Source organism: Rhodoplanes elegans, from assembly GCF_016653355.1.
Taxonomy (GTDB): domain Bacteria; phylum Pseudomonadota; class Alphaproteobacteria; order Rhizobiales; family Xanthobacteraceae; genus Rhodoplanes; species Rhodoplanes elegans.
This window is the reverse complement of sequence record NZ_NHSK01000075.1, coordinates 56911-82534: the sequence shown is the minus strand read 5'-3', so window position 1 is coordinate 82534 and position 25624 is coordinate 56911. Positions and strand designations below refer to the sequence as shown.

Genomic DNA, 25624 nt, shown 5'->3' with positions numbered 1-25624 from the left:
CCCAACGCCTCGGCCGCTCCGGGCGCCCGGCCGGCGCCGGCCGGCGCCGCGACCGCGGTCGAGCCGCTGGTCGCGACCGCACTCACCGGCCACACGGTGCTGGTCGGCTACGGCCGGGTCGGCAGCCTGGTCGCCGCCGCGCTCGCCGATCGGCGGCTGCCGGTGCTGGTGATCGAGGACGCCGACGCAGCCGTCGCGGCGTCGCGCTCGCGCGGTGCCGAGGTGCTCGCCGGCAACGCCGCCGATCCGGAGGTGATGGCCGCCGCCAACCTGCCGGGCGCTCGCCGTCTCGTCCTAGCGATCCCCAACGCCTTCGAGGCCGGGCAGGTGGTGGAGCAGGCCAAGGCCGCCAATCCGGCGATCGAGATCATCGCCCGGGCGCATTCCGACGCCGAGGTCGAGCACCTCGAGTCGCTCGGTGCCGCCGTGGTGATCATGGGCGAGCGCGAGATCGCCCGCGGCATCGTCGAGCACATCGTGCCGCTCGACCCGGCCGGCGCGCACGAGGCGCTGAACGGCGAGGCGCCTCTCGGTGACACGGGGCGCCGCGGGCCTCCGCCGAAGCCCTGATCGAGAGGAGGCGCATCGCGCCCGATGCGTGCGCCGCGCCGGAACGCGGCGCGACCTTCGGCGTTACGGACCTGACGAATGCGAGACACGAGAAGGACGACGAACGATGCCGACACAACTCATCGTCCTGGATGGAGCCCGGCACGAGGTGCAGCGCGATCTCGTCTCCGGCCTGGACGTCTTCGCGCATGCGCGGACCCTCATCGACGAGAACGCCTGGGACGACAGCTATCGGTATCGGGTCGTCTCCGGTCTCGATAGCTGCACCGAATACACGGGCGCGGAGGTGAAGCGTCGCTCGTGCGGCGCGGCCGGCGCCGCGCTGCGATGAACGATCCCGCCGGTCCGGGCCGGCGCGAGGTCGGCGGGCCAGGCCCGGCGGACGACGCGGGTGCCGAGACGGCGGTGGACCGGCTGGCGCGCGCCGAGGTCTCGGTGGCGAAAGGACTGCGACAGCTCGAGCTGCAGCGGCGGCACTGTGCCGACTGCGCGCCGGGAAGCGAGGGCGCCGCGTCGGCCGAGCGCCTTCTGCTCGCCTTGGAGAGCTTCCTCGCGATCCGGATCGCCGAGCGCGACCGTCTGCGCCGCGCGGCCCGCGTGGATTCGTGAAGGCGCCGGGGCCGACCCAGCGCGCCGGATAGGTCACGTCGGCGACATGTCGCGTCGGCCGTCTGGACCAGCTTGGTCGGTCCCGGCCGGCGTGATGGTCCCGCGAGAGCCCCGCTCCACCGCAACCGCCGAGGGCTGTGCGGGCCGGCTTCGCCCGCCGCCACGCGCGGCTTGCAACCGCATCCCGACGCGCTAACCTGCCTGACATACAAAATACGAAAAGCGCCGGGATGGAGACGTCATGGAGGTCGGGTTCATCGGGGCGGGCCGAATGGGGCTCGCCATGCTCCGCAATCTGGTGGAGGCCGGCCATCGCGTCCATGTCTGGGACGCGTCCGAGGCGGCCGTCGGCGCCGCCGTCGCAGCGGGTGGAATCGGTGCGTCGAGCGCCCGCGACGCGCTCCGGGGCGATGCCGTCGTGTCGATGCTGCCGAACGACGCGGCGATGCGCGGCGTGTTCACCGACGATCTCCTCGCCGCCGCGCCAAAGGGCCTCGTTCACGTCAACATGGCGACGGCCTCGCTCGCCTGCGCGCAGGCACTGACCGCGCTGCACGGCCGGCACGGGATCGCCTATGTGGCGGCGCCGGTGTTCGGGCGCCCCGAGATGGCGGCGCGGCGCGAGCTGAACATCATGGCGGCCGGACCGGCCGCCGCGATCGACCGGGTGCAGCCGCTGTTCGACGCGATCGGCCGCAAGACCTGGCGGCTCGGCGACGATCCGACGCGCGCCAACGTGACCAAGATCGCCGGCAATCTCCTGGTCGCGTGCGTCATCGAGTCGCTCGGCGAGGCGGCGGCGCTCGCCCGCGCCTACGACATGCCGCCGGCCGACCTCCTGGGCGTCGTCGTCGGCTCGCTGTTCGACGTGCCGATCTTCCGCATCTATGCCGATCTCGTCGCGCATCAGCGCTTCGAGCCCGCCGGGTTCGATCTCGAACTCGGCCTGAAGGACGCCCGGCTCGCCCTCGCGGCCGGCGAGGCGGCGAACCTGCCGCTGCCCTTCGCCAGCGTTCTCCGCGACAACTATCTCGATGCGCTCGCGCACGGGGCCGGCCACCAGGACTGGTCGGCCGTCACCGGGGTGGCGCTGCGCCGGGCCGGCCTCGACGCCGCCTGAGCGGCCGACGGACGCGCTGCGCCCCGCCGCGAGACCACGACAGGTTCACGACAAGAAACGTCTTCAGGGAGGTTCCAGCATGACTTCGTTCGATCAGGTGCGGCGCCGTGTCCTCGTCCTCGCCGCGGGTCTCGCCGCGGCGCTCGCCGGTGCCGCGCCGGCCACGGCCCAGCAGAACCCGATCGTGATCGGCGGGACGCTCGGCCTGACCGGCGCCTATGCCGAGCCCTCGACCGACTACAAGTTCGTCTACGACCGCTGGGTCGAGGAGGTGAACAAGAAGGGCGGCCTGCTCGGCCGGCCGGTCAAGATGGTCATCTACAACGACGAGAGCACCCCGACCGTCGCCCAGTCGCTCTACAACCGGCTGCTCGATCAGGACAAGGTCGACCTCGTGATCGCCCCCTACACGACCTTCGTGGGCGGCGCCGTCGTGCCGATCGTGATGTCGCACGAGAAGCTGTTGTTCAACGGCGGCTTCGTCGGCATCAACATCTTCAAGAACAACAAGGGCTCGATGATCGGCAGCTTCACCTATCAGGAGCCCGACTACACGCGCGGCCTGTTCGAGATGCTGGGCGAGCTGCCGCCCGACCAGAAGCCCAAGCGCCTCGCCGTGTTCACGTCGCAGAACCCGTTCACCGTGGTGGTGCGGGCCGGGCTCGGCGGGACGGGGGGCGTTCTCGGTTATGCCAAGGCGGCCGGCATCCCGATCGTCGTCGACGAGCAGTATCCGCCGACGACCACCGACTTCAACGGCCTCGTCCAGAAGGCGCGCGCGGCGAACGCCGACATGGTGCTGGCGCTCGGTCTGCCGAACGACACCCTCAACATCGCCCGCACCGTCCATCAGCAGGGCCTGAAGCCGATGGTGTTCTGCACCTGCGGCTCGCAGGTGACGACGCTGTCGGCCTGGCCGAAGCTCGGCGAGGCGGCCGAGAACGGCTTCGGCACCACGATCGCGTGGCCGACCCAGGGCTATCCCGGCCTCGCCGAGCTCGCCGAGGTGTTCAAGACGCGCGGCTACGACACGCTGCCGACCTACGCGATCGTCGGCTACGCCATCCTGCAGGTGATCGAGCAGGCGGTCGCCGGCGCCAAGACCTTGGATCAGGCCAAGCTCAAGGAGTACATCTACGCCAACGAGTTCAAGACCGCGGCCGGGACGTTCCGCTATCAGCCGGACGGCACGCCGGTGTTCAGCCAGGTGCTGCTGCAGTTCCAGAACGGCAAGAACCAGGTCGTCTGGCCGAAGCAGGCCCGCACCGCGCCGCCGGTGTTCGCCAAGCCGTGAGCGCCAACCCGTGAACGTCAAGCCATGAGCACCAAGCCATGAGCGCGGCGGGCGGCGCGCCGCTCCTGAGCCTCGACGGCATCGGGAAACGGTTCCGCGGCGTGATCGCCGTCCGGGACGTGTCGTTCTCGGTGCCGGACCGCGCGGTCGTCGGCCTGATCGGGCCGAACGGCTCCGGCAAGACGACGCTGCTCAACATCGTCAACGGCGTGCTTTCGCCGGACCAGGGCGAGATCCGGCTCGGCGGCGCCGCGACCACGGGGCGCCGCCCGTCCGATCTCGCCGCGCTCGGCATCACCCGCACGTTCCAGGCCGCGCGCGTGTTTCGCACCTTGACCGCCATGCAGAACCTGTTCGTGCCGCTTCTCCATCAGCGCGCCCTCGATCGTGGTCCGGCGCGGCGGCGCGCCGCCGATCTGCTCGCCTTCGTCGGCCTCGAGCGGCATGCCGACCGGGTCGCGAGCGAACTGTCCGGCGGCCAGCAGCGGCTCCTGGAGTTCGCCCGCACGCTGGTCACCCGGCCGCGGATCGTCCTGATGGACGAGCCGTTCGCCGGCGTGCATCCGCAGATCAAGACGACGCTCGTGCGCTGCATCCGCGAGACCGTCGCGCAGGAGGGCGCCTCGTTCCTGATCGTCAGCCACGAGGTGCCGGATCTGGTCGCGATGTCGGACCAGATGGTGTGCCTGGTCGAGGGGGCCGTCGCGGCGCGCGGCCTGCCGGCCGAGGTGATCGCGCAGGAGAAGGTGATCGACGGCTATCTGGGGCGCAGCGACGCATGACCGCGCCGACGCTCCGCATGACGAGCCTCGTCGCCGGCTATATCCCGGCGCACCCCGTGCTTCGCGGCGTCGACGTGACGGCGCGGGCCGGTCGCATCACGGTGGTACTCGGCCCGAACGGTGCCGGCAAGTCGACGCTGCTCAAGGTGGCGGCCGGCTTCCTGGCGCCGCAGCAGGGCACCGTGATGCTGGACGGCACCGACATCGGGCAATTGCCCGCGCATCGCCACATCGCGCTCGGCGTCGGGCTCCTGCCGCAGGGGCGTTCGACCTTTCCGGACCTGACCGTCTACGAGAATATCGAGCTCGGCGGCTGGTCCATGCGGTCCGACCGCAAGCGTCTCGCCGCCGCCGTCGAGGCCGTGCTGACCCGCTATCCGCATCTACGCGCGCTGTGCGACCGGCCGGCCGGCAGCCTCAGCGGTGGCCAGCAGCGCGCCGTCGAGATCGCCCGCATGCTGGTGCCCGATCCCAAGGTGCTGCTGGTCGACGAGCCCTCGGTCGGTCTCTCGCCGATCGTCGCGCGTCAGGTCTATCAGGAGCTGCAGGCCCTGAAGGCCGAGGGTCGCACCATCCTGCTGGTCGACCAGGACGTGCGCGCCGCCGTCGCGGTCGCCGACTACGTCTACGTGCTCGGCTCCGGGCGCAACGACATCGAGGGCGACCGCTCGGCCTTCGAGGGCGATCTCGGCGCCATGGTGCGCGGCTGGCTCGGCGTCTAGGGGAGTTTTCCATGGTCTCGATCCAAGTGTCGTCGGCTCGTGCGCGACAGGGACGCGCGGCGCCGCGGCACGATACCTCGCGTCAGGACCCGTGATGCTGGACCAGATCCTCTCGATCCTCGTCGACGGTGTGCTGCTCGGCCTGATCTACGCGATCACCGGCCTCGGGCTGAGCCTCGTGCTCGGCGTGATGGGCATCGTCAACGTGGCGCACAGCGCCTTCGTGATGCTCGGCTCGTTCCTCGCCTTCGAGCTGTTCCGGCGCTTCGGCGTCGATCCGGTGGTGGCGTTCGTCGTCGCCCTGCCGGTGTTCTTCCTGCTCGGCACCGTCGTCTACCGCGTGCTCGTCACCCGGCTGGAGAGCGCCGCCCAGACCCAGGGGCTGGTCGCGATGTTCGGCCTGATGGTGCTGATCGAGAACCTCGGCACCATCGTGTGGACGACCGACACGCGGGTGATCACGGCGAGCTACACCAACGCCTCGCTGTCGGTCGGCGGGCTCGTGCTGCCCTATGTCCGCCTCATCGCCGGCGGCCTCGCGCTCGGATTGATCGGGCTGTTCTGGGGCCTCCTGCGCTTCACCCTCACGGGCCGGGCGATCCGGGCGATGGGGCAGAATCCGGAGGCCGCCCGCATCGTCGGGGTCGACATCCGCCGGCTCTCGGCGGTGATGTTCGGGCTCGGCATCGCCTGCGCCGGCGCCGCCGGCGTGGCGCTCGCGATGGTGTTTCCGTTCTCGCCCAACACCCAGGTGGTGTGGCTCGCCTGGGCGTTCCTGGTCGTCGTCCTCGGCGGTCTCGGCAGCGTCGACAACACCCTGTTCGCCGGCATCGCGGTCGGCCTGATCCAGAGCGTGTGCACGGCCGTGATGCCGTTCGACTACGTTTATCTCGTGCTCTACGTGCTGCTCGCCGTAATCCTCATGGTCCGTCGCGAGGGCCTGAGCAGCGCCGTGCGCCGGATCATCTAGGAGGGGCGGGTGTTCTCGGTCTATCTGGTTCCGAAGTCGGGCGGCAGCCGCGCCGCGGCGGTCGCGGCCTGGGGCGCGTGGCTCGCGCTCCTCGCCGGGCTGGTCGCGTACGGCGTGCTCGGCACCAAGCTGTTCGTGCTCAGCACGCTCGGCACCGTGTTCATGTACGTGATCCTGACCCAGGCCTGGAACCTGATCGGTGGCTACGGCGGCTATCTCAATTTCGGCCTCGTCACCTTCTTCGGCATCGGCGCCTATGCGAGCGGCATCCTTTTCCACTATTTCGAGCTGTCGCCGTTCATGACGGCGCCGGTCGCCGGCCTCGCGGCCGGGATCGCCGGGCTCGCCATCGGCATTCCGACGCTGCGGCTGCGCGGCGCCTATTTCGCGCTGGTGACCATGATCATCACCTTCGCGGTGCAGATCCTCGCGCTGAACCTGGCGATCACCCAGGGTGCGCTCGGCATCTACCTGCCGCGGCTGCCGCTGTCGCCGCTCGCCGTCGAGCGGCTGTTCTACTTCGTGTTCCTCGGCCTCGCCGTGCTGGTGACGGCGTTCGTCTACGCGGTCGAGCACTCCAATGTCGGCTGGGCCCTGGTGGCGATCCGCGAGGACGAGGACGCGGCCGAGATCGTCGGGGTGCGGACCGTCGAGATCAAATGGGCCGTCAACACCATCTCGTGCTTCATCGCCGGCGTGGTCGGCGGGCTCTACGCCCAGCGCATCGCCTATATCGAGCCGACCGGCACGTTCTCGTTCGACATCTCGCTCAACGTCGTGCTGATGGCGGTGATCGGCGGCGCCGGCACCTGGCAGGGGCCGCTGATCGGTGCGCCGATCGTGCTGCTGGTCGCCGACGCCCTGCGCGTCACCGTGACGTCCGAGGTCAACCGCGTCATCTTCAGCTTGATCGTCATCGTCATCGCGCTGTTCGTCCCGGGCGGCGTGATGGGGCTGGTGCAGCGCCGCTGGCGCGCCCGCGCGATCGCGAAGGACGCGCCGAGCGGCGTGCCGGCGCCGTGACGCCGCGGTCAGCCTCGCTCGGACCTGATCAGCTCGGCGGCCCGCTCGGCCACCATGATGGCGGTCAGATTGGTGTTGGCGCTCGGCACCGTCGGCATCACCGCGGCGTCGACGACCCGCAGCCCATCGATGCCGCGGACCCGGCACTGCGGATCGAGCACGGCCATCGGGTCGCCGTCGCGGCCGATCGCGCAGGTGCCGCTCGGATGCGCCATCGGGGCGATCGCGCCGAGCAGTTCGTCATCCGGGATGTGCACGCGTCCGGTCCTGTTGCCGACCCAGCGTCCCGGCGCGAGCGCCCGGTTCAGCGCGAGGCGGCGCAGCGGCGCCGGTGCGGCCAGCACGGCCTTCACGGCGCCGGCGAGCAGCGTGCCGGCCGCGCCCTGCCGGTTGAACTGCTGCAGCGACATCACGGGCGGCAGCAGGAAGGCGTCGCCGTAGGTCGCGGCGACCGCCGGGTCGGCGAGCAGCGCCTCGACCAGCCGGGCCGCCTTCAGGAGGCGCGGCGGATCGCGCGGATCCTGCAGGAGCGCGAAGGCGATGTCGGGCGGCACGTCCGGATCGGCGCTGCGCAGCGTCACCCGGCCGCGCGAGAACGGCGCGTAGAGGGCGGCGCCGACCATGCCGAGATCGGGCCCGTAGGCGTGCGGGCTCACGCGGCCGATCGCGAAGGCGAGGAGGTCGGAGGTCGGACACCCGGCGGCCTGCGACGACATCCTGATTCCGGCGATCGCGAAGCGGCGCAGTCGCGCGGGCAGCCGCGAGCGCGGCGGCAGGGTGAGGGCGAACTGCAGGTAGGGATGGTTCTGCAGGTTGGCGCCGACACCGGGACGATCGACCAGTGGCGCGATCCCCAGCGCCGTAAGCGCGGCCGCTGGGCCGATGCCGGCGCGCAGCAGCAACGCCGGGGAATGGATGGCGCCGGCGCACAGGATCACGGCGCGGGCCGCGATGTCCCGTGTGGTGCCGCCGTGCCGCACCGTCACGCCGCAGGCGCGCCGCCCGTCGAAGCGCAGCGCCGTCACCGCGGTGTCGGTGAGGATCGCGAGGTTGGGCCGGCGCCGCACCGCGGCGGTGAGATAGCATCCCGCGCTGGTGGAGCGGACGTGCTCGTCCTGCGCCACCGGCATCGGGAAGACGCCGTCGCCCGGCCGCGCGTTGATGTCGTCGACGACCGGCAGCCCGCGCGCCACGGCGGCCGTCTCGATGGCCGTCACGAAGCCGGGCCATTCGGAGCGCGGCATGCGCCGCACCGGATAAGGCCGCGGGTCGGGAGCGCCACGTTCGCCGTTGCGCGGAAAATCGCGGCCGAGGTCGCGCTCGACGGCGTTGTAGAGCCGCTGCGCCTCGGCGGGTCCCCAGCCGGTCGCGCCGGCCGCTTCCCACGCCGCGAAGTCGCTCGCGAGGCCGCGCAGCGTCCACAGGCCCATGACGCTCGAGCCACCGCCCATGATCCGGGCCTGCGGGAACGGATAGGCGTCGCCCTCCGGCCGGCGCGTCGCCCGCAGCCCCGGCCAGAAGTAGCGCGGGTTGAGCGACGAGGTCGGGAACGTGTCGGCGACGTCGTCCGGCACGGCGCCGGGCGGTGTGTCCGGTCCGGCCTCGATCAGCAGCACGCGGCGGTTCGGATCCTCGGAGAGGCGGGCAGCGAGAACCGCGCCCGCGCTGCCGCCGCCGACGATCAGGTGGTCCGGCTCGTCCATCTGAAATTGCTTCGCGGGTGAGGGGAGGGTTGTTCGACGATGCCGATCGGACAATCAACGGCCCGGGCTCGTCAAGAGCGAAGCGCGGCGCGCGAAATCCAAACCCAACTGATCTCGAGATCGCCTGAACGTGAACAACGGAGCGCCGCGTGGACGTGACGACGAAGAAAAGGATCGCCGTGCTCGGGGCCGGCGCCAACGGGGCCTCGATCGGCGCCGACCTCACCCGCGCCGGGCTCGATGTGGTGCTGATCGATCAGTGGCCGGCGCATGTGGAGGCGATGCGGGCGCGCGGCGCGCGCATCGAGATGCCGGACGAAACCTTGACCGTGCCGGTGCGGGCGCACCATCTGTGTGACGTCTGCACGTTCCGGGAGCCGTTCGACATCGTGCTGCTGGTGACCAAGGCCTACGACACGCGCTGGTCCTGCGAGCTGATCGCGCCGTATCTGAAGCCGGACGGCCTCGTCGCCGGGGTGCAGAACGGCATGACGACCGACACCATCGCGGCGGTGGTCGGGGCGCACCGGACGATGGGCTGCGTCATCGAGATTTCGTCGATGATGTTCGATCCGGGTGTGGTGCAGCGCCACTCGCCGCCGCCGCGCTCGTGGTTCGCGGTCGGGGCGATCGACCCGGCCGCCGCGGGGCGCGAGGAGGAGATCGCGGCGCTGCTGCGCCACGTCGGCACGGTGGAGATCGTCGACGACATCCGCGCCGCCAAGTGGATGAAGCTCGTCAGCAACGCCACCACGCTGGTCACCACGGCCATTCTCGGGCTGCCGATGCTCGAGGCGGCGCGGCTGCCGGGCATGCGCGAGCTGATGCTCGGCTCCGGCCAGGAGGCGCTCGACGCGGGCGCGCTCGCCGGTCACGCCGTGCTGCCGATCTTCGGCCTGACGCCGGACGACGTGCGGCAGACCAACCGGCTGGTGGAGATGCTGCTCGACACGCTGCTCGCCGGCTTCGTGCTCCCGCACACCAAGACGACCGTGCTGCAGGACTGGATGAAGGGACGCCACAGCGAGGTCGACGACCTCAACGGTCTCGTCGTCGCCGAGCACGCGCGGCACGGCGGCCGGGCGCCGATCAACGCGGCCGTGGTCGCGCTCGCTCGCCGGATCGAGCGCGGCGAGCTCGCGCCCGGTCCGCAGAACCTGGATCTGCTGCAGCAGCTCGCCCGCGTCTGACCACGGGCCGGCTCCTCGACGTTGGATATGCGATCGCCGGGGCTTGTGGGCACCGGCCGGCTAATACACTCGGCGTAGGGAACAAGAGGCTTGATCCGGAAACCGCGGCCGTCTAGCACGATCCATTAATGGCCGGCTCCACGGTCTTGCGGTCGGTAAATCCCCAGTTCGCGGCAATGCTGTCTCTCAGGTTTGCGGTCGGACTTGGTTGTTATCGCGAACATTACCGTGGGGCCACGTTTTCTCCCCCAGTCTCTCGTTATTCCGATTTCATCCCCCGTTCCGATTGCTTTCGTTCGTGAAGCCGATCGGAGTTGTCGCGTGTCCAGATTGATCGGAGATGCAACCGAGGCGCTGGTCCACATCTTCAGTGCCGGGTGTATCCTGGACGCCTGGCTTTCCTGCGACCCCGAGAGGGCTTCCGATGCGAAGGTCGCCTTGATCAATGTCGCCATGGAAAACCTGGACGCCGCGCAAGATGCCTTGCTGCAGGCTTCAGGGCTTTCGATCGAGGACGTGCGGATCGAGTATTTGAAAAGGTGGCGCGGCGTGGGCGACTGAGCGCAGAAAGCTTCATGCTCGTCGTTCGGCATGGAATGACGGCGCACGCGCCTGACGGCGGTCGTCAGTTACGACACATCGTCACCGGATCGAAAGGCCTTTCGCTTCCACGAGCCCGGATGGCCCCTTTTTCGCGAGACCCGGCCCGAGTGCCACGGTCCTCATAGCACGATCGGACTAGCCCGAGTGTGCCGGGGAGCGGTGGCGCTTCGTGGGACGAGGGGCGCAGGCAGGTCGATTGGACCCCGGTCTGCTTTGACGGAGTGTGGACACGTGTGACGCGGACGCGGGGTGCGTGTCGAGCCAACGATCGTCTTCGGGAAATCCTGGCGCGCCCAAGGGGAATCGAACCCCTGTTTTCGCCGTGAAAGGGCGACGAATCGACGGGCCTTGTTTTCGCCGTTGTCCGCCTACGTCCATGAATTCATTGCGTCATCAAAATTAATGTCTATGGTCGTCCGGGCGCGTACGAGGCCGTATATTTCACGAATAGTCCGTAAGTTCGAGGGCGAAAACATGGCTCGGACCCTGGTCGAGAGTGAGATCACCACCCCGAAAGCACGGTCGAAGCTCACCGCGCGTCCCGAACCCTATTGGCGCGGGATCGACCCCGACGTTCACCTCGGATACAGGCGCGGCGCCCGTGGTGGGCGGTGGGTTGCCCGATGGCGGGGTGCCGATGGTGGCTACAGCTATGAGACGCTGGCGACGGCCGATGACGCAATCCGGGCGGACGGGTCCGGCACGCTCTCCTACGCTCAGGCTGTGACGCGCATCCGGGAGCTGGTCGCCGCCCGCCGCGCCGACGAAGCCGCCGCCGCCGCGGGGCCGGTCCTGACGATTGCCCGGGCTGTCGAGGACTACATCGCCGAGCGGGAGGCGCGCGGCACCGACCGGAAGCGAGATGCTCGATCCCGCCTGACCAAGCATGTGCTCGGCGCGCCGCTCGCCGAGGTGCCGCTGCATCGCCTCGTCGAGAAGGACTTGACCCGCTGGCGAACCGCCCTCTCCGAAGGGCTCGCCCACGGCTCCGTGCGCCGCACCGTCAACGACCTGAAAGCGGCACTCAACGGTGCGGCCCGGGCTCACCGGGACCGGCTGCCGGCTCACATCGCCATCGTCGTCAAGAACGGCCTTGCCACGCCGCAGGCTGTGGCCCCGGTCGCCCGTGAGGCTCAGGTGCTCGGCGACGAAGAGGTCCGGGCCATCATCCGCACTGCGCGCGAGATCGACGCTGAGGACGATTGGGGCGGCGACCTCGTGCGGCTGGTCGTGGTGCTCGCCGCGACCGGCGCCCGGTTCTCTCAGATCGCGCGAATGACCGTCGGCGACGTGATCGACGGCCGGCTCCTGGTGCCTACCAGCCGGAAGGGGCGGGGCGTGAAGCAGCGCGCTCGCGTCGCGGTGCGGGTGGGACGTGACGTGCTCGACGAACTGGCGCCCGTCGTCACCGGCCGGTCGAGCGCCGCGCCGTTGCTCGAACGGTGGCGCTGGCGGCAGACCGGCGTCGCAACTTGGGTGAAGGATCGTCGCGGCCCTTGGACGTCGGCCGCCGAATTGACTCGGCCTTGGGGGCTGATCCGGGAAAAAGCCGAGCTGCCTGCCGGGACGGTCGCCTATGCATTACGCCATAGCTCGATTGTCCGCGGGCTCCGGGCCGGGTTGCCGGTCCGGCTGGTCGCGGCGCTTCACGATACGTCGTCCGCGATGATCGAGGCGCACTACAGCGCATTCGTCGTGGACGCGCTCGACGACCTCGCCGCGGCTGCCGTGGTGCCGCTCGTGGCACCGCCGGCCGGTGTGGTGCCGATCACGCGCGGCCGGAAACGCAAGAAGACCACCTGATCGAGCACGGCCGCGACGACGGCCGCGCCGTGGCGCTCCGGAGCGCGCCCGCGCGCCCGTCCGTCCGTCCGGCATGGTCGGCCGTCCGCGCCCGCGGACGCGCCACGGGCCGCGCGCGGGCGCGTTGAGCCGGCGCCATCCACAAAGATGATTCACATATTTTTCGGCGCGACCATCCGTCACCGTCCGTCAGCAGTCCGGCGCCGATGCCGACGACGCACCAAGCTCTCGCCGGTCTCTCGGGACTCCGGCAAGTACCTGGACGCGCTTTCGAAATTGAGTCGTTGAGAGATTGGATCGAACGGCCTTTGAGGTGCAACATTCAGAGAACAGACTGCAATAACTCTGCGACCTTTCTCGTCCATATAATGCCTATGGCATGATATGCATTTGACACATAGAGCATTTTTCTTGACTTAGATCCTAAGATACCTAAGAACTCCCCACCACATCGGAGGAGTTCCATGAACATCAAGCCCGAAGCGTCCCCTGAACCCCTTGTCATTCGCGGCGCCGCCGCCGCCGCGAAAGCGGCCGGCATCAGCCGCTCGGCGCTCTACGCCGAGCTGAAGGCCGGGCGCATCGTGGGCCGGAAGTATGGTCGGCGACGCTTTTCGAGCGCGCCGAGATCGCGCGTTTCGTCGCGTCGCTGCCGACGACCGCGCAGCGTGCTCGCCGGAGCTGATGAAGATGGACTCCAGCTACCTGTCCGCCCTCGCCGACGCTCTCCCTGTTGAGGACGAAGTGACCCTTGGCGCGACCGACTCGGCCGTTACTGCGGCGTCTCTGCGGCTCGTCGCGGCCATCGCCGACGCCGGCTTGCTCGCCAGTCTCGCGATGGTGAACGCCAGCGTGCGGGAGCACATCGCGGCTCTGTGGGACCTGCTCGCGATCCAGCGCGACGACGAGGACGTTGTCGCGGCGCTCTAAAGATCAGGAGGACACGATGAGCTTTCGACTTCCGTCACGCGCCCACCTTGCGAACATGATGCGCGTCACCGCCGACGAGATTCTCTGGGCGCAAGAGCGTTACTTGCGCGCTCAACTCGACGACGAGGGGTTCGTCTACGATCCGCCCGGCCGGGCGTACTATCGCGGCCTGATCTTCAAGCGGTTGAAGCGGATCGAAGAGATTCGGGCTGAGTTGTTCGGCACGAAAAGCGCCGCGGCGTGACCGCAAAAGAAAAAGGCGGGGCACCCCACCCCGCCTTTTCCAAGACCGCCCGACGCCAGTGAAACATCAGGACTAATCCGTGAATACCCGCAGTGACGGCGACGAGGGAGCCCGGTTTGGTCGCCTCACGGCAATTGCCGGTGGCGCGGCCCTGTCGGCGGAGGACATCGTCCGGGCCGAGCTGCGGGCCGAGACCGCCGCATTGAAGGCCGCGCTCGCCCCGGTGATGGCGAAGCTCGCCGTCGCCCTGTACGGTCGGCCGACCGCGCGTTTGCGGCACGAGCTTCGCTTTCGCCGGAAGGGCAGCCTCGGCATCGTCATCGCGGGGCCGAAGGCCGGCTCGTGGTTCGACTTTGAGGTCGGCGAGGGCGGTGACGTCTTCGGGCTGATCATGCGCGCGCGCGGCCTCAGCTTCGCCGAGGCAAAGGCGTTCGCTGTCGACTTCATCGGCGGATCGATTCCTCTCGACGTCGCTCCGCCTGAACCCGATATCGTCCTCGATCAGCACGATCCGGTCCGCATCGCCGAGGCTCTGGCGCTGTGGGGTGCCGCCGTCGATCCCCGCGGCACCATCGTCGAGTCCTACCTCGCCGGCCGCAAGGCTCCGCTGACGGATCGTGCGGCGGGCGACGCGATTCGGTTCCATCCCGCCCTGTGGTTCGAAGGTCGGCGCGTTCCGGGTATGGTCGCGCTGATGCGCGACGTAATCACGAACGAGGCGTGCGGCGTGCATCGTACTTTCTTGTCGCCGGACGGTTCCAAGCTCGCGAAGAGGATGATGGGGCGCGCGAAGGGCGCCGCAATCAAGCTCACGCCGGATGAGGACGTGACGGTCGCGCTGGCCATCGGTGAAGGCATCGAGACGAGCCTCTCGGCCGACATGCTCGGCTTCGGTCCCACATGGGTGGCCGGCAACTCCGGAGCAATCGGGACCTTCCCGGTTCTGACGGGGATCGAGGTGCTTCGCATCCTGGTCGAGACGGACGACAAGGGCGCGAACCCGAAGGCGGCCGAGGCGTGCGCTCGTCGCTGGTACGACGCCGGACGTGAGGTCCGTCTCGTCATTCCGCGACTCGACGGCGACATGAACAACGTCGCATGTAAGGTGGCGTGAGATGGCGAGCACTTCCAAGCCGAAGCTCGCCGAACTCGTCCGAGAAGACATCTACCGGCCGGGCGCGGCGCTCGCGCTGATCGGCGGCGCGGCGGCGGAACCTATCATGGCCGCGCCGACCTATCCGGACCGGACGGCGCCCCGCGACGTCGCTCGCGCGATGCTGAAGGCGACTCTCGATCAATACTTCGGAGAGCAGGTCCCTGCCGAGCGTCGCGAGCGGCAGGGTCTCGTCAACCGCGTGACGATGCATCATCTGGCTGAGAGGTGGATTCCCTACGCGATTGCGAGCCACGACCTTCGGCAGTGGCGTCCGGAGGCCGTGCTGATCAAGGCGGAGGCCGGCATCGGGAAGTCGTCGCTGGTCTATTCGTATTGCGTCAAGGCGATCAATCGCGGACTGCGCGTCGTCTACGCGGTGCCGTCGCTGAAACTCGCCGAGGAAGCGGCGGCCGAGCTGCGCGCCCTCGGCGCTGATGTGCACGCCTACCGCGGGTTCTCGAAACCCGACCCCGACGCGCCTGGATATCAACCGAGCGACGACGCGACGGACCGTGATGGCGCAATCAAGATGTGTCTCGACGAGTCGGCTCGTAAGGCCGCCGTCGAGATCGGAGCGCCTTCGGTTGACGTCTGTGGCAGTCCTGACTCGGATGTGAAGTGCCGGTTCTTCGACGTTTGCGGCTACAATCGGCAGCGGAACGCGCAGCCGGCGATTTGGGTGATGCCGCACGCGCTGCTCGCCGGTCCGTGGCCGGAGTTCGTCCCGCTGTCCGACGTGTTGATCATCGACGAGTCCTTCCTCGGGTCGATGATTGACGACGCTGCCGCCGTGCCGCTGGACTCCTTGCTCGACAACTACGTCATCAGGACCGCCGAAGGCACGGTCGATGACGTCGGCACCCTCCGCCTTCAGAAGCTCCGTAGCGCGTTGCATAGCGCGCTCGACGGGTTGCCGCCCGGGGCGCACCTGTCGGCTGAGGTGCTCCGGGCCGCCGGCCTGCATGAATTTGATGCGATGATGGCCGTCAGCCTCGAATGGAGTCGCCGTCCGCCCCGCGAGCTGTCGCCGAACATGCCGGCGGAAAAGCGCGATGCTGTGGTCGCGGCCGGCGCCGAGACGTATCGGTCGGTTCGGATCATGGCCGACATCTGGGATGAGGTCGCGTTCGTTCTGAGAACGGGGCGCGCGTCAGGGTCGTTGACCGTGCGAGGCTCTGGCGGCGGTCGTAAGCTGGCCGTCCGACCGCTCCGGCGCCTCGACGAGAAGCTCCATGGATCGTCGATTCTGATGATCGACGCCACGCCACCGACCGTCGAGCAGATTCAGAACGTTCTCGGCTGCCGCGTGCGGGTCGCGCTCGATCAGCCGGTGGCACGGTCGCCGCACAGCTACCTGATTCAAATCACCGACGCGCCGGTCTCGGCGACGACGCTCGGCATCGCCAGGCGGACGGATCAGGACGGCAAGCTGGCCGAGGAGCGGCGGCGCAATCGCCGATACATGCACAATCTCGCGTGTTTCCTCGCCGCCATGTTCCCTCATGACGCCAACGGGCTGTTTTCTCAGAAGGCGTTGAAGCTCGACCTGATTGAGAAGGGCCTGCCAGCGAACATCATCCCGGGCAACTTCAATGGCGTGACGGGGCGCAACGATTGGCGGAACACGCGCTCGAATCTCGTGATCGGGCGCCCGATGCCTTCGGTTCGCGACGCCGAAGTCGAAGCCGAGGTGACGTTTTGCGGGCCGGTGGCAGCGGTCGCGGCCGATGCCCATAAAAAAACGCTGTATCGGAAAGAGCGCGCCTACATCCGCTGTGCAGACGGGAGAGCCCACCCGGTCGACGTCCTCGTGCATCCCGACCCTCGCGCCGAGTCGAGGCGGCGCCAGATGTGCGAGCACGCCGAGGTGCAGGCGCTTGCGCGCGACCGGGCGGTCAACCGGACCGAAGACAATCCGGTGGTGTCGTGGCTCGTCGCCGATGTCGTCCTCGACGTCACGGTTGATGCGGTCGTGCCGTGGTGTGACCTTGCGTGGGCGTGGCGGACGCCGGCTGAGGTGTGGCGGGACGGGGTGCTGTTCGCCGGATGGCGTGAGAACGAGCGCGCCTATGCTGGAGTGTCGCAGGATGACGCGAAGCACGTCGCCAAGGTGGCGGGCGCCATTGTCGCCGAGGGAGGTTGGGTGGGTTTTCCTTACATGGAGTCTCCTTGTAAGGGAAACCCACCCAACCTCCGGGGCCGGGTCGCCCGCTACCAGAAGCGCGGCCCGGGGCAGACGCCAAGCACCGCTGTCATCTTGCCGAATGGCCCCCAGACCCCAGCCGCCATTCGCGCGTGGCTGAAGGCGCGTCTCGGCTGTGAAATCGCCATGCTCGACGTCGAGCGGCGCCGTTTGCGTGACCTCGACGCGGCCGAGCGCCGACAGGTTTTGGCCCCGGCGATTGCGGCCGTCCGGGAGATGGCCCGGCCGCTGGCCCGGCTGGCGCCCCTGCCGCTGCCGGTGGCGCGCGCCATCGTTCTGCCGGGCGTGGTGGTGCGGCTCGGCGCTGGGCTCATCCGCGGGCTCGTGAAGCCCGTCTCGGGCTCGCCTGTTGCCAAGGTCGGCAGCGACGCCGGGTGGTGGTGGGCTGCGTGAGTGCCGCGGGCGTCCGCGAGATGATCGAAGGCGACGAGCGCGGCGCGGATTGAAGCCTGAATCGTTCGATCTGCGAAAGATCTCGGGACGCGCGGGGATACTCGCCGCGACAAGAGCGGACCGGCGACGGCGCCCGCACGGCCGGGCTGCGGGCCGACGTGATGCCGCGCTGGCGTGAACGGCCGCGACGTCGCGGCGCGACCGCGGGCACTGCCGCAACGGCGCTAGGCTCTCCACAGTTGCCACAGCCCGCCCCGTGTGCCGGGGCGCTGCCTCGCCGGGCCTCCCGTCCGACCTGAACGGCAACGGCGCGCGACGCGCGCGCGGCCGGGGCGGACGGGCGGCGACCTACAACCTTCGATCACAATTGTCTATGCTCTAACACTTTGGGTCCTTCCAAGGCTGCTACCCATGCGGGTGACGCGCGACCCCGACGTATAACTAGGTACACGAAATTTTATGTCGCTTTCTGTTCCCGAGCGCGGAGCACCGACGTTATACTGTAACAATTCCCGAGGTTCGCGACGGCAAGAATGTCGGCGCCCGGGCCGCGCGGCGGGCGCTCCCGACCTGGCGACCGCCGCGCGGCCACCTACCCACCGGCGATGCCCCGCGCGCCACCAGCGCGGGGGCTGGCGGATGGCGATGAGCGGCGCGCCGCGTCGCGCGAATGAAGGGCGATCCAATCAGGCTCTTACGTGATAGCCCCCCGGCGCATCGTCCGGTCATGGACACGCGCCCCAGCCGACAAGCCCCTCCCCACCTGCGCCGCCGCAAGCTCACGTCGCGGATCACCATCCCCGACAACGTGAGCCCGCACGTGAAGCTGGTCTTCTCGGAGATGCAACGACAGGCGGTCCGCTACGAAGACGCGGCCTTCGGTGCCGGCGTCAACGTCCCAACCATCAAGGCATGGCGGCGGAAGAACCGCCCGAGCCTCGAGTCGCTCGACGCCGTGCTCGGGTGGCTCGGCTGGAACCTGATCCCCGTGCCGCGCGCCGGCACCTTGCCGGTCGAGTTCGAGGCGGACCTGAGGGCGCTCGCCGAGCGCGCCGACGTCGAACTGCCGGCCGTCTTCGCCGCGGTGGTCGCGGTCATGGCTGAACAGCGCGCGACCGTCCCGACGCCCGCGAACGACGACAAGCGGCGCGAACGAGTCGCCGCCTGACCCGGGCGCCGCGCTCGACCCGCTCCCGACCGCGGACGAACTGGCGGGGCGTTTCGTGAGCCGGCGGCCGGCGGCGCCCCTGGACATCGCGCCGACCACACCGCCGCCGAGCGCGTGTCGGTGCCGAGTACCTCGACCATGCCCTGATCGCGCCGCGCGAACAGGGCGCGACTAGGCGGTACACAGGCCGCCCGCACTGCGCCGGCCTCCGCCCTTTTGAGCTTCACGGCGCGCCCCATGGAACACGGCTTCCGGCCGCGCGCGAGCGCTCGGCGGTCGGCGGAGAGATCGGCCGGAATAGGTGCGATCAAACGGAGACACAAACAGCCTCTTTAGCCATGCCGTATCGTGATTAGGTGCACCATCGTCACCAACGAGGTGCAACATGGTCGATCTGAAGTTTCCGCCGGAAGTCGAGCGTTCCCCGCTCGGCCTGACCCGGTCGCAGGCCGCAAAGGCTCTCGGCGTCTCCGAAGAAGCGTTGCGCCGCTGGGAAGCTGAGGGGGCCGGCCCGACCGTCGTCCGACTTTCCGAGCGCCGGGCCGTCTATCCCGTCGCCGAGCTGACCGCTTTCATCAACTCCCGCACCAAGCCCGCTCGCGACGACGCGGCGCGCTGATCAGTCACGAGAGGACAACATGTCGTTCATGACTCGATTCTTCGGAAAGAAGAATCCGACCGCCGCCGACCTCGCCGCCGTTGTCGAGCGGCTCGAATCCGACGCTGCCGCCAACGAGGCCGAGATACGACCCTGCACCGGCTCGCGCCGGTGCAGGGTCAACGAGGGGAGCTGAAATGTCGAGATCAGAAAAAGTCACGACGCGAGTCGACCGAAACCGCAGCTCGTTGTCGAGCGTCTTTTCTGTCCGCGAGTTCGAGCGGCTGTGCATCGTGACCGGCGCGGTGCGGCACTACTGCCGCGACTTCGGTGTGGCCCCCGGCGACACCGACGAAGACTTCTACCGCGTCGCCATCGCTGTCGCCGCTTGGCTCGGCCGGGAGACCGAGCTTCGCGACGAGATCGACCACGGTCACGACAGCGACGTATCCTGATCACGAGCGGCCGAATCACGTCGCGGCCAGCGGCCGACGTAATGGACAGTCAGAGATGTCCTCGCTTATCGACGACCTTAACGAGCAGATCGAGGGCCATTTCAAGATTCGTGGGACCGCGAAATGGCAACCTGGGGAAGCGACGGTCCGCAAGCTCGACCGCATGTGCGCCGCCTATCATCGGCACGCGGCCGACTTCGGCTTGCCGGACATGCCGGACGACGTGCTGCGCGACGCGGCGAAGGTCATACTCGCGGGACTCGATGGTCGAGAGCCGCAGCGGCGGCTCTTGATCAAGCACACGTGAGGAAGCAGCCGGCTGGGCGCCGGAGGCGACACACACCAATCCGGACGCCGGCAGGCTAGCAGGGCTTCGAGGTCCTGCCGCGGCGATGGGTGGTCGAACGCATCTTCGGATGAGTGATGCGCTGGCGCCGCCTCGTGCGCGACTACGGGGCCAGGATCGACGTCTCATACCAAGGGCCTCCGGCACTGACTCTCACCGTCACCCTGAGGTGGCTGCGCGAAGCGCAGCCCTCGAAGGGCGACGGCCGGGGCCGCATCCTTCGGGGCCCGGCTGCGCCGGGCACCTCAGGATGACGGGGCAGGGCTCAGGGCCGTTGGTATCAGAGGCCATGCTCCACCTCGCCATGGGAAGCCTCCTCCGGCGCCGCATCAGCCCCTGACCCGAGACTCCAATCGGTCTTTAAGCGCGTTCAGATTGGGCCGATCATGCCCACGCCGCGGCCATCAGCTCCGCCTGCGCGAGCACGGTCTGGGTCGCCTTCTCTTGCTTGTCCGGCGGGTAGCCGTACTTCCTAAGGATACGGCGGACCAGGACCCGGAGCTGCGCGCGGACGTTTTCGCGGATCGTCCAGTCGATAGCTGCATTCTTGCGGAGCATGGCGACAAGCTCTCGCGCAATCGTCCGCAGCGCCTCGTCGCCCAATACCTTGACGGCACTGTCGTTGGTTTCCAGAGCGTCGTAGAAGGCAACCTCTTCCTCCGTGAGGCCCAGCTTCTCTCCTCTCAGCGCCGCGGCGCGCATCTCTTTGGCGAGCTGTATCAGCTCCTCGATCACCTTGGCGGTCTCGATAGCGCGGTTCTGGTACCGCCGAAGCGAATGCTCGAGCATCTCCGAAAAAGCGCGCCCCTGGACGAGATTCCGCTTGGACCGCGCCTTGATCTCACCTTTCAGAAGCTTCTGAAGCAGCTCAACGGCGAGGTTCCGCTGCGGCATTCCACGCACCTCGGCCAGGAACTCGTCCGACAGAATCGAGATGTCGGGCTTCTTCAGCCCTGCCGCAGCGAAAACGTCGATCACTTCGTCGGACACCACCGCGCGTGAGATAATTTGGCGGATGGCATGGTCGAGTTGCTCATCGGTCTTCCGGCTTCCGTTGCCGGTCTTCGCAAGCACCGAGCGAACCGCTTGGAAGAAGCCGACGTCGTCGCGAATGCGGAGCGCCTCGGCATGCGGCACAGCCAGCGCGAACGCCTGCGACATCTCGTGCACGGCCTGCATCAGCCGAGCCTTTCCGTTCTCTTGGGAGAGGATGTGCTCCAGGGCCGCAGTCAACAACGTCGTCTGCTGTGTCGCCTTGCCCGATGTCCAGTGCGACCAGTCAAAGCCGTGGAAGAGCCCGAGGCAGACCTCGTACTTCGCCAGCATCACCGCGACCGCCTCGGCTTGATCGAGTGCTGTGCGGCCGGTACCGCCAGCCTCAGTATAGATCGCGAGCGCCTGCCGAAGCTCTTCGGCGAGGCCGAGATAGTCGACCACCAGACCGCCAGGCTTGTCCTTGAAGACCCGGTTCACCCGGGCAATCGCCTGCATCAGGCCATGACCGCGCATCGGCTTATCGACGTACATGGTCGAGAGGCACGGCGCATCGAACCCGGTGAGCCACATGTCTCGGACAATAACCACCTTGAACGGGTCCTTGGCGTCCCTAAACCGGTCGGCCAGTTCCTCTCGGCGTTTCTTGTTGCGAATGTGCGGCTGCCACTCCAGAGGATCGGAGGCCGACCCGGTCATCACGATCTTCACTACGCCCGCAGCGTCGTCGTCGCAGTGCCAATCGGGACGTAGGCGGACGACTTCGTCGTAGAGCGCGACCGCAATTCGTCGACTCATCACGACGACCATGGCCTTGCCGTCCATCGCTTCGAGACGCTGCTCGAAATGGTCGACTAGATCACGGGCGACGAGCTCGACCCGATTCTCCGATCCGACCACGGCTTCGAGCTGCGCCCACCTGCTCTTGAGCTTTTCCTTTCGGGCGACTTCCTCGCCTTCAGTCGCTTCTTCAAAATCGGGATCGATGTTTGGACGCTCGGCGGCGCTCAGCTCCAGTTTGGCGAGTCGACTCTCGTAGTAGATCGGCACCGTGGCTCCGTCTGTCACAGCGCGCTGAATGTCGTAGACGCTGATGTAGTCACCGAACACGGCACGCGTATTGGCGTCGGTCTTCTCTATCGGCGTTCCCGTGAAACCGATGAACGAGGCGTTGGGCAGCGCATCGCGCATATGCCGGGCAAAGCCGTCGATGAAGTCGTATTGGCTGCGGTGCGCCTCGTCGGCGATCACCACGATGTTGTGCCGGTCGGAGAGCACCGGGTGTCGGTCACCCCGCTCTTCCGGAAAGAACTTCTGGATGGTCGTGAACACCACGCCACCCGCGCCGACCGACAGCCGCGCGCGAAGGTCCGCGCGGTCGGCCGCCTGCACGGGCGGCTGCCTGAGCAGCTCTCGGCAGCGTGCGAAGGTGCCGAAGAGCTGGTCGTCGAGGTCGTTGCGGTCGGTAATGACGACGATGGTCGGGTTCTCCATCTCCGGCGCCAGGATCACCCGTCCCGCGTAGAACGCCATCGTCAGGCTCTTGCCGGAACCTTGCGTATGCCAGACCACGCCGACCCGTCGGTCGCCGTCCTCTCCGCCGATCATTGGGCCGGCGTCATAGCGTCCGCGCTCTTCCTCGAGCCCGCCCACTTCGTACGCACGACGCGATGGAATAGCCGCACGCAGGGTCTCCTCCAGCGCCACATTGACGGCATGGAACTGGTGATACCCGGCCATCTTCTTGACCAGCTTGTTGCCTTCGAGGTCCTCGAACACGACGAAGTAGTGGACGAGATCGAGGAAGCGCCGCTTCGCGAAGACACCCTCAAGCATCACCTGTAGTTCGCAGAGACCACCGGTGTCGTCACGCCCTGTGATCGTCCGCCATGGCTTGAACCACTCCTGGTCTGCTCCGAGCGCGCCGATCCGAGCCTGCACGCCGTCGGACGCCACCAGAATCACGTTGGTGGCGAACAGTGTCGGGACCTGCGACTGATACGTTCGGAGCTGGTGGAACGCTGCCCAGACATCCGCATCCTCGTCCGCGGCGTTCTTCAGTTCGACGACCGCGAGTGGCAGTCCGTTGACGAAGAGCACGAGATCGGGCCGTCGGACGTGATGCCCCTCCGCCACGGTGAACTGGTTGACGGCTAGCCAGTCGTTGCGCTCGGGGTCTTCGAAGTCGAGGACGCTCGCTTGTGCTCCGGCAATCGACCCATCCGCGCGCCGGTACTCGACCGTCACGCCATCGACCAGCATGCGGTGGACGAGCCGATTGCGCTCGATCAACGACGGCGCGTCGGCCCGCAGGAGCTTTCGGAACGCTTCGTCCAGCGCGTCGGCGGGCAGACCGGGGTTGAGGCGCGCCAGCGCCCCGCGCAGCCGCTCCTCCAGCACCACGTCACGGCAGTTCGAGTCGTGCCGTTCCGCCGCGGGCGCGCCTACGGCGATATCCGGCCCGTGACGCACCGCATATCCGAGGCCCCCCAGCCATTCGAGGGCCGCCTCTTCGACGACGGACTCGGTGAACAGGGCCATGTTGCGGCACCCCACCTATGACTGACTGATCCGATCCATCTCTTCGCGGAGCCGCGGCGACACCCTGGTCACGAGCAGAACCGCCTTCTCGGAGAACCAGTCGAACACCTCGGGCCAGGTGGCTTCGTTACGTGGCTCCGGGACGGGGCGACTGATGAACATCCTCGCCCGGTCACGCCCTTCGAGCTTCTCGAACTCCCAGGTGGCCTCGATTAGGTCGTTCCACGGAGCCGGATCGCTACGAACCAGCTCCCAGACCGGCATGGACGGGGTTCGCCAGAACCATACATCGATAGCCGCCTGTCGACGGCGAAAGCTGAACCGCAGCTCGACTCCGATGTGCCTGATTACCGACTGCAGTCGAACGGTCCAATTTCCCTTGGGCTCGAAGGTCGGAATCTCGGGATGCTCCAGAACGAACCGCTCCCTCAGGTCATTCCAGAATCGAACCCGCAGGACCTCCCGGTCGGCAAGCCCTCGGTCGGTGACTTCCGATGACGCGACCGGCTCTGCCGGCCCCTTCCAAATCCGGCCGGCGTCCTTGGCCAGACGACGCCCGCGCTCTTCGATTTGGGCATCGGTCCAGCGGTCGAAGCTCGCAAGCTCGCGCGTGATGACGATGTTGCTCTGGGCATATCGCTCACGCTTGATGCTGAACGGATGGTTCCAGAGTTCGAGGTTGTAGGCGCTCAGGGTCAGATTGCCGGGCCTGTGGAGCCACTTGGCGTGTACGGCTCTTGCGTCAGGGCCGAGTGCCTCGATCCACGCGGGGTTGAGCGTCTGCGGCATGATGTGCTCGACCTGGGTGGAATCGAGTGCCGCCGGCTCGCGATGCCCGCGACTGCGTTCCAAAGTGGCGAGGACCACGGGAGCATACGGGCTGCCATAGAGCGTAGCCTCGACAAAAGCGTTCTCAAAGCGAGTATCGTCCGGCCATCCGCGGTCGAGCAGATATCGTTCCAGAGCCGCTAGCGGGCTCGTCTCTCCTTTCGGGATGGCGCGCACGAACATGTGCCCGTAACCGCGCGAGGACTCGCCACAGATGAACCGGCGCAGGATGAACCCGCGGAGGTTCTCGACGGCCACGGCGAGCCCCGTTGCGTCGATCTGGCCGTTGCGGCGGAGGCGGAAAAGGAACAGGAGAAGCGGATAGGTCGTCGAGCTGTCGAGGACGTTCAAGCCCGCCAAAGCTGAGGTGATGTCGGCGCTCGGATCGGGTCGTTGGCTCGCGATGATAGAATAGTCATCGACACTCCGACGCAACTCCTCGGCCAATACGGCGGGAGAGAAGCCCGTCGACTCGTAGCGCGACTCGAAGGTCGCGAACGTCTCCCGAGGCGAGACATAGCGGCCGTCCGACATCAGGTAGTCGCGGAAGAAGCGAGAAAACGCCTCTTCGTCCAGTACGCCCTCCTTGGTCGCGAACCGATCCTCGATGGCCGACCAGTGCTCACGGTCGAAGTCGTCGTGGTTCTCCGGCCTGACGTGCATGAACACGAAATTACGGATGAGATCGGACGGGCCGAGGGGGACTCCCGTCGAGTTCAAGCTCTTGAAGATATTGTAGGCGTTCTCGGCCTCCAGCGTCGCGCACATGAACTCCATGCGCTGGCAGACGGTGTTGAACAGGGTCCGCAGCCGGTCTGGATGATCGGCCGCATACTCCCAAATCTGCTCCTCGAAGAACGCAAGCGCATCGGCGATCCGGCCACTCGCGCCATCGGTTCGATTGACGATGGCCAGATAGCTGTCGTGGTCGCGCTCCTTCGGGAGCAGCCTGTAGTGCTGATCGCCCTTCTTGTTCGGATGAACGAGGTAGTACTGGTGAATCTCGTCCGCCAGCTCGATCTGCTCGGCATCTCGGGCGATGTTGCGGAGTGCGGTGAGCACGACCGACGACGAGGTGAGGCGCTGCTGGCCGTCGATCAGGTGGAACGTGGTGTGCTGACCCGGCTGCGCCACTCCGGGGACGAACACGAGGAACCCCATGAAGTGGTTGCCCTGCTTTTCGGGCGCCTGGATTTCGATCAGGCTTTCCCAGAGCTTCTGCCACTGCGGTGTCTCCCACCGATAGTTCCGCTGGAAGACCGGGATCACGTATTGGCTGGGCGAGTACAGAATTTCGCCGAGAGTTCTAATCGACGGCTTCATAACACGACTCCTGCGATCTTCTCGGCATCCTCGGCTGCGGCGAGCCGTTCGAGCGCC

General features: G+C 67.8%; 24 protein-coding genes and 1 pseudogene. 21 read left to right on the top strand and 4 right to left on the bottom strand.

What is annotated here, in order from left to right; genetic code table 11:
* The 9 genes from CCR97_RS09490 to CCR97_RS09450 all read left to right on the top strand — a co-directional run.
* The coding region (locus CCR97_RS09490; RefSeq protein ID WP_201159453.1) for an NAD-binding protein at positions 1 to 570 on the top strand (570 nt) is incomplete at its 5' end.
* A 106-nt stretch (positions 571 to 676) separates the two neighbouring features.
* Complete coding sequence (locus CCR97_RS09485; RefSeq protein ID WP_111357736.1) at positions 677 to 901, top strand: hypothetical protein; 225 nt, start codon at positions 677 to 679, stop codon at positions 899 to 901.
* Positions 902 to 975: 74 nt separating this feature from the next.
* Positions 976 to 1179: a hypothetical protein gene (locus CCR97_RS09480; protein ID WP_146618766.1), complete on the top strand. Its 204-nt coding sequence runs from the start codon at positions 976 to 978 to the stop codon at positions 1177 to 1179.
* Positions 1180 to 1420: 241 nt separating this feature from the next.
* Positions 1421 to 2299, top strand: coding sequence for an NAD(P)-dependent oxidoreductase (locus tag CCR97_RS09475; RefSeq protein WP_111357734.1), 879 nt, complete (start codon positions 1421 to 1423; stop codon positions 2297 to 2299).
* Positions 2300 to 2378: 79 nt separating this feature from the next.
* Complete coding sequence (locus CCR97_RS09470) at positions 2379 to 3593, top strand: amino acid ABC transporter substrate-binding protein (protein ID WP_170145874.1); 1215 nt, start codon at positions 2379 to 2381, stop codon at positions 3591 to 3593.
* A gap of 38 nt (positions 3594 to 3631) precedes the next feature.
* A complete protein-coding gene (locus tag CCR97_RS09465; RefSeq protein WP_111357732.1) occupies positions 3632 to 4375 on the top strand; it encodes an ABC transporter ATP-binding protein in 744 nt (247 codons plus the stop codon).
* The gene (locus CCR97_RS09460; RefSeq protein WP_111357731.1) at positions 4372 to 5097 is read left to right on the top strand and encodes an ABC transporter ATP-binding protein; all 726 of its coding nucleotides are present in this window, start codon (positions 4372 to 4374) and stop codon (positions 5095 to 5097) included. Before CCR97_RS09465 ends, CCR97_RS09460 begins: the two co-directional genes overlap by 4 nt.
* Before the next feature lie 94 nt (positions 5098 to 5191).
* Positions 5192 to 6067 carry a branched-chain amino acid ABC transporter permease gene (locus CCR97_RS09455; protein ID WP_111357730.1) on the top strand — a complete coding sequence of 292 codons (876 nt, stop codon included), beginning with the start codon at positions 5192 to 5194 and terminating at the stop codon, positions 6065 to 6067.
* Between the two features lie 9 nt (positions 6068 to 6076).
* On the top strand, positions 6077 to 7090 hold the full coding sequence (locus tag CCR97_RS09450) for a branched-chain amino acid ABC transporter permease (protein WP_111357729.1): 1014 nt from the start codon (positions 6077 to 6079) through the stop codon (positions 7088 to 7090).
* An 8-nt stretch (positions 7091 to 7098) separates the two neighbouring features.
* Here the strand turns inward: CCR97_RS09450 and CCR97_RS09445 are convergent, their stop codons facing one another.
* The gene (locus CCR97_RS09445) at positions 7099 to 8793 is read right to left on the bottom strand and encodes a GMC family oxidoreductase (RefSeq protein ID WP_111357728.1); all 1695 of its coding nucleotides are present in this window, start codon (positions 8791 to 8793) and stop codon (positions 7099 to 7101) included.
* Between the two features lie 149 nt (positions 8794 to 8942).
* Here CCR97_RS09445 and CCR97_RS32270 point away from each other — a divergent pair, with 149 nt between their 5' ends.
* The 9 genes from CCR97_RS32270 (at position 8943) to CCR97_RS09400 (ending at position 19102) form a co-directional block, all read left to right on the top strand.
* Positions 8943 to 9983, top strand: coding sequence for a ketopantoate reductase family protein (locus tag CCR97_RS32270; protein ID WP_201159452.1), 1041 nt, complete (start codon positions 8943 to 8945; stop codon positions 9981 to 9983).
* Between the two features lie 321 nt (positions 9984 to 10304).
* The gene (locus CCR97_RS09435; RefSeq protein WP_146618765.1) at positions 10305 to 10544 is read left to right on the top strand and encodes a hypothetical protein; all 240 of its coding nucleotides are present in this window, start codon (positions 10305 to 10307) and stop codon (positions 10542 to 10544) included.
* Positions 10545 to 11060: 516 nt separating this feature from the next.
* Entirely contained in the window at positions 11061 to 12389 is a 1329-nt protein-coding gene (locus CCR97_RS09430; RefSeq protein WP_111357726.1) for a site-specific integrase, read from the top strand.
* 690 nt (positions 12390 to 13079) lie between these two features.
* Positions 13080 to 13319, top strand: coding sequence for a hypothetical protein (locus CCR97_RS09425; protein WP_146618898.1), 240 nt, complete (start codon positions 13080 to 13082; stop codon positions 13317 to 13319).
* Between the two features lie 16 nt (positions 13320 to 13335).
* The gene (locus CCR97_RS09420) at positions 13336 to 13563 is read left to right on the top strand and encodes a hypothetical protein (protein WP_111359619.1); all 228 of its coding nucleotides are present in this window, start codon (positions 13336 to 13338) and stop codon (positions 13561 to 13563) included.
* Between the two features lie 79 nt (positions 13564 to 13642).
* Complete coding sequence (locus CCR97_RS32265; protein WP_146618897.1) at positions 13643 to 14677, top strand: DUF7146 domain-containing protein; 1035 nt, start codon at positions 13643 to 13645, stop codon at positions 14675 to 14677.
* A 1-nt stretch (position 14678) separates the two neighbouring features.
* Positions 14679 to 17315, top strand: coding sequence for a hypothetical protein (locus CCR97_RS09410; protein ID WP_111359617.1), 2637 nt, complete (start codon positions 14679 to 14681; stop codon positions 17313 to 17315).
* A 727-nt stretch (positions 17316 to 18042) separates the two neighbouring features.
* Positions 18043 to 18483, top strand: a complete 441-nt coding sequence (locus CCR97_RS09405; RefSeq protein WP_201159451.1) for a hypothetical protein — start codon at positions 18043 to 18045, stop codon at positions 18481 to 18483.
* A 385-nt stretch (positions 18484 to 18868) separates the two neighbouring features.
* Positions 18869 to 19102 (top strand): helix-turn-helix transcriptional regulator, encoded by a 234-nt coding sequence (locus CCR97_RS09400; RefSeq protein WP_111356665.1) that lies wholly within the window; start codon positions 18869 to 18871, stop codon positions 19100 to 19102.
* Between the two features lie 4 nt (positions 19103 to 19106).
* On the opposite strand, the gene CCR97_RS09395 is transcribed toward CCR97_RS09400, so the two are convergent.
* Positions 19107 to 19373 (bottom strand): hypothetical protein, encoded by a 267-nt coding sequence (locus tag CCR97_RS09395; RefSeq protein ID WP_146618706.1) that lies wholly within the window; start codon positions 19371 to 19373, stop codon positions 19107 to 19109.
* A 1-nt stretch (position 19374) separates the two neighbouring features.
* Between CCR97_RS09395 and CCR97_RS09390 the strand changes: the two genes are divergently transcribed.
* The 3 genes and pseudogenes from CCR97_RS09390 to CCR97_RS31590 all read left to right on the top strand — a co-directional run.
* The gene (locus CCR97_RS09390) at positions 19375 to 19536 is read left to right on the top strand and encodes a hypothetical protein (protein ID WP_170145773.1); all 162 of its coding nucleotides are present in this window, start codon (positions 19375 to 19377) and stop codon (positions 19534 to 19536) included.
* Between the two features lie 55 nt (positions 19537 to 19591).
* Positions 19592 to 19843, top strand: a complete 252-nt coding sequence (locus tag CCR97_RS09385) for a hypothetical protein (RefSeq protein WP_111356667.1) — start codon at positions 19592 to 19594, stop codon at positions 19841 to 19843.
* 59 nt (positions 19844 to 19902) lie between these two features.
* Positions 19903 to 20136, top strand: a pseudogene (locus CCR97_RS31590) (hypothetical protein); the annotation flags it as partial.
* A 130-nt stretch (positions 20137 to 20266) separates the two neighbouring features.
* Here the strand turns inward: CCR97_RS31590 and CCR97_RS09380 are convergent.
* Positions 20267 to 23416, bottom strand: coding sequence for a type I restriction endonuclease subunit R (locus CCR97_RS09380; protein ID WP_111356668.1), 3150 nt, complete (start codon positions 23414 to 23416; stop codon positions 20267 to 20269).
* 15 nt (positions 23417 to 23431) lie between these two features.
* Positions 23432 to 25567, bottom strand: a complete 2136-nt coding sequence (locus CCR97_RS09375; RefSeq protein WP_111356669.1) for a GmrSD restriction endonuclease domain-containing protein — start codon at positions 25565 to 25567, stop codon at positions 23432 to 23434.
* Positions 25568 to 25624: the final 57 nt, after the last annotated feature.

Excerpts from the sequence above, each read along its gene's own strand:
- CCR97_RS09485 (WP_111357736.1), top strand. The coding sequence starts at position 677 with ATGCCGACACAACTCATCGTCCTGGATGGAGCCCGGCACGAGGTGCAG.
- CCR97_RS09475 (WP_111357734.1), top strand. The coding sequence starts at position 1,421 with ATGGAGGTCGGGTTCATCGGGGCGGGCCGAATGGGGCTCGCCATGCTC.
- CCR97_RS09470 (WP_170145874.1), top strand. The coding sequence starts at position 2,379 with ATGACTTCGTTCGATCAGGTGCGGCGCCGTGTCCTCGTCCTCGCCGCG.
- CCR97_RS09465 (WP_111357732.1), top strand. The coding sequence starts at position 3,632 with ATGAGCGCGGCGGGCGGCGCGCCGCTCCTGAGCCTCGACGGCATCGGG.
- CCR97_RS09460 (WP_111357731.1), top strand. The coding sequence starts at position 4,372 with ATGACCGCGCCGACGCTCCGCATGACGAGCCTCGTCGCCGGCTATATC.
- CCR97_RS09455 (WP_111357730.1), top strand. The coding sequence starts at position 5,192 with ATGCTGGACCAGATCCTCTCGATCCTCGTCGACGGTGTGCTGCTCGGC.
- CCR97_RS09445 (WP_111357728.1), bottom strand. The coding sequence starts at position 8,793 with ATGGACGAGCCGGACCACCTGATCGTCGGCGGCGGCAGCGCGGGCGCG.
- CCR97_RS09430 (WP_111357726.1), top strand. The coding sequence starts at position 11,061 with ATGGCTCGGACCCTGGTCGAGAGTGAGATCACCACCCCGAAAGCACGG.
- CCR97_RS09425 (WP_146618898.1), top strand. The coding sequence starts at position 13,080 with ATGGACTCCAGCTACCTGTCCGCCCTCGCCGACGCTCTCCCTGTTGAG.
- CCR97_RS09420 (WP_111359619.1), top strand. The coding sequence starts at position 13,336 with ATGAGCTTTCGACTTCCGTCACGCGCCCACCTTGCGAACATGATGCGC.
- CCR97_RS09410 (WP_111359617.1), top strand. The coding sequence starts at position 14,679 with ATGGCGAGCACTTCCAAGCCGAAGCTCGCCGAACTCGTCCGAGAAGAC.
- CCR97_RS09405 (WP_201159451.1), top strand. The coding sequence starts at position 18,043 with ATGGACACGCGCCCCAGCCGACAAGCCCCTCCCCACCTGCGCCGCCGC.
- CCR97_RS09400 (WP_111356665.1), top strand. The coding sequence starts at position 18,869 with ATGGTCGATCTGAAGTTTCCGCCGGAAGTCGAGCGTTCCCCGCTCGGC.
- CCR97_RS09395 (WP_146618706.1), bottom strand. The coding sequence starts at position 19,373 with ATGCACAGCCGCTCGAACTCGCGGACAGAAAAGACGCTCGACAACGAG.
- CCR97_RS09385 (WP_111356667.1), top strand. The coding sequence starts at position 19,592 with ATGTCCTCGCTTATCGACGACCTTAACGAGCAGATCGAGGGCCATTTC.
- CCR97_RS09380 (WP_111356668.1), bottom strand. The coding sequence starts at position 23,416 with ATGGCCCTGTTCACCGAGTCCGTCGTCGAAGAGGCGGCCCTCGAATGG.
- CCR97_RS09375 (WP_111356669.1), bottom strand. The coding sequence starts at position 25,567 with ATGAAGCCGTCGATTAGAACTCTCGGCGAAATTCTGTACTCGCCCAGC.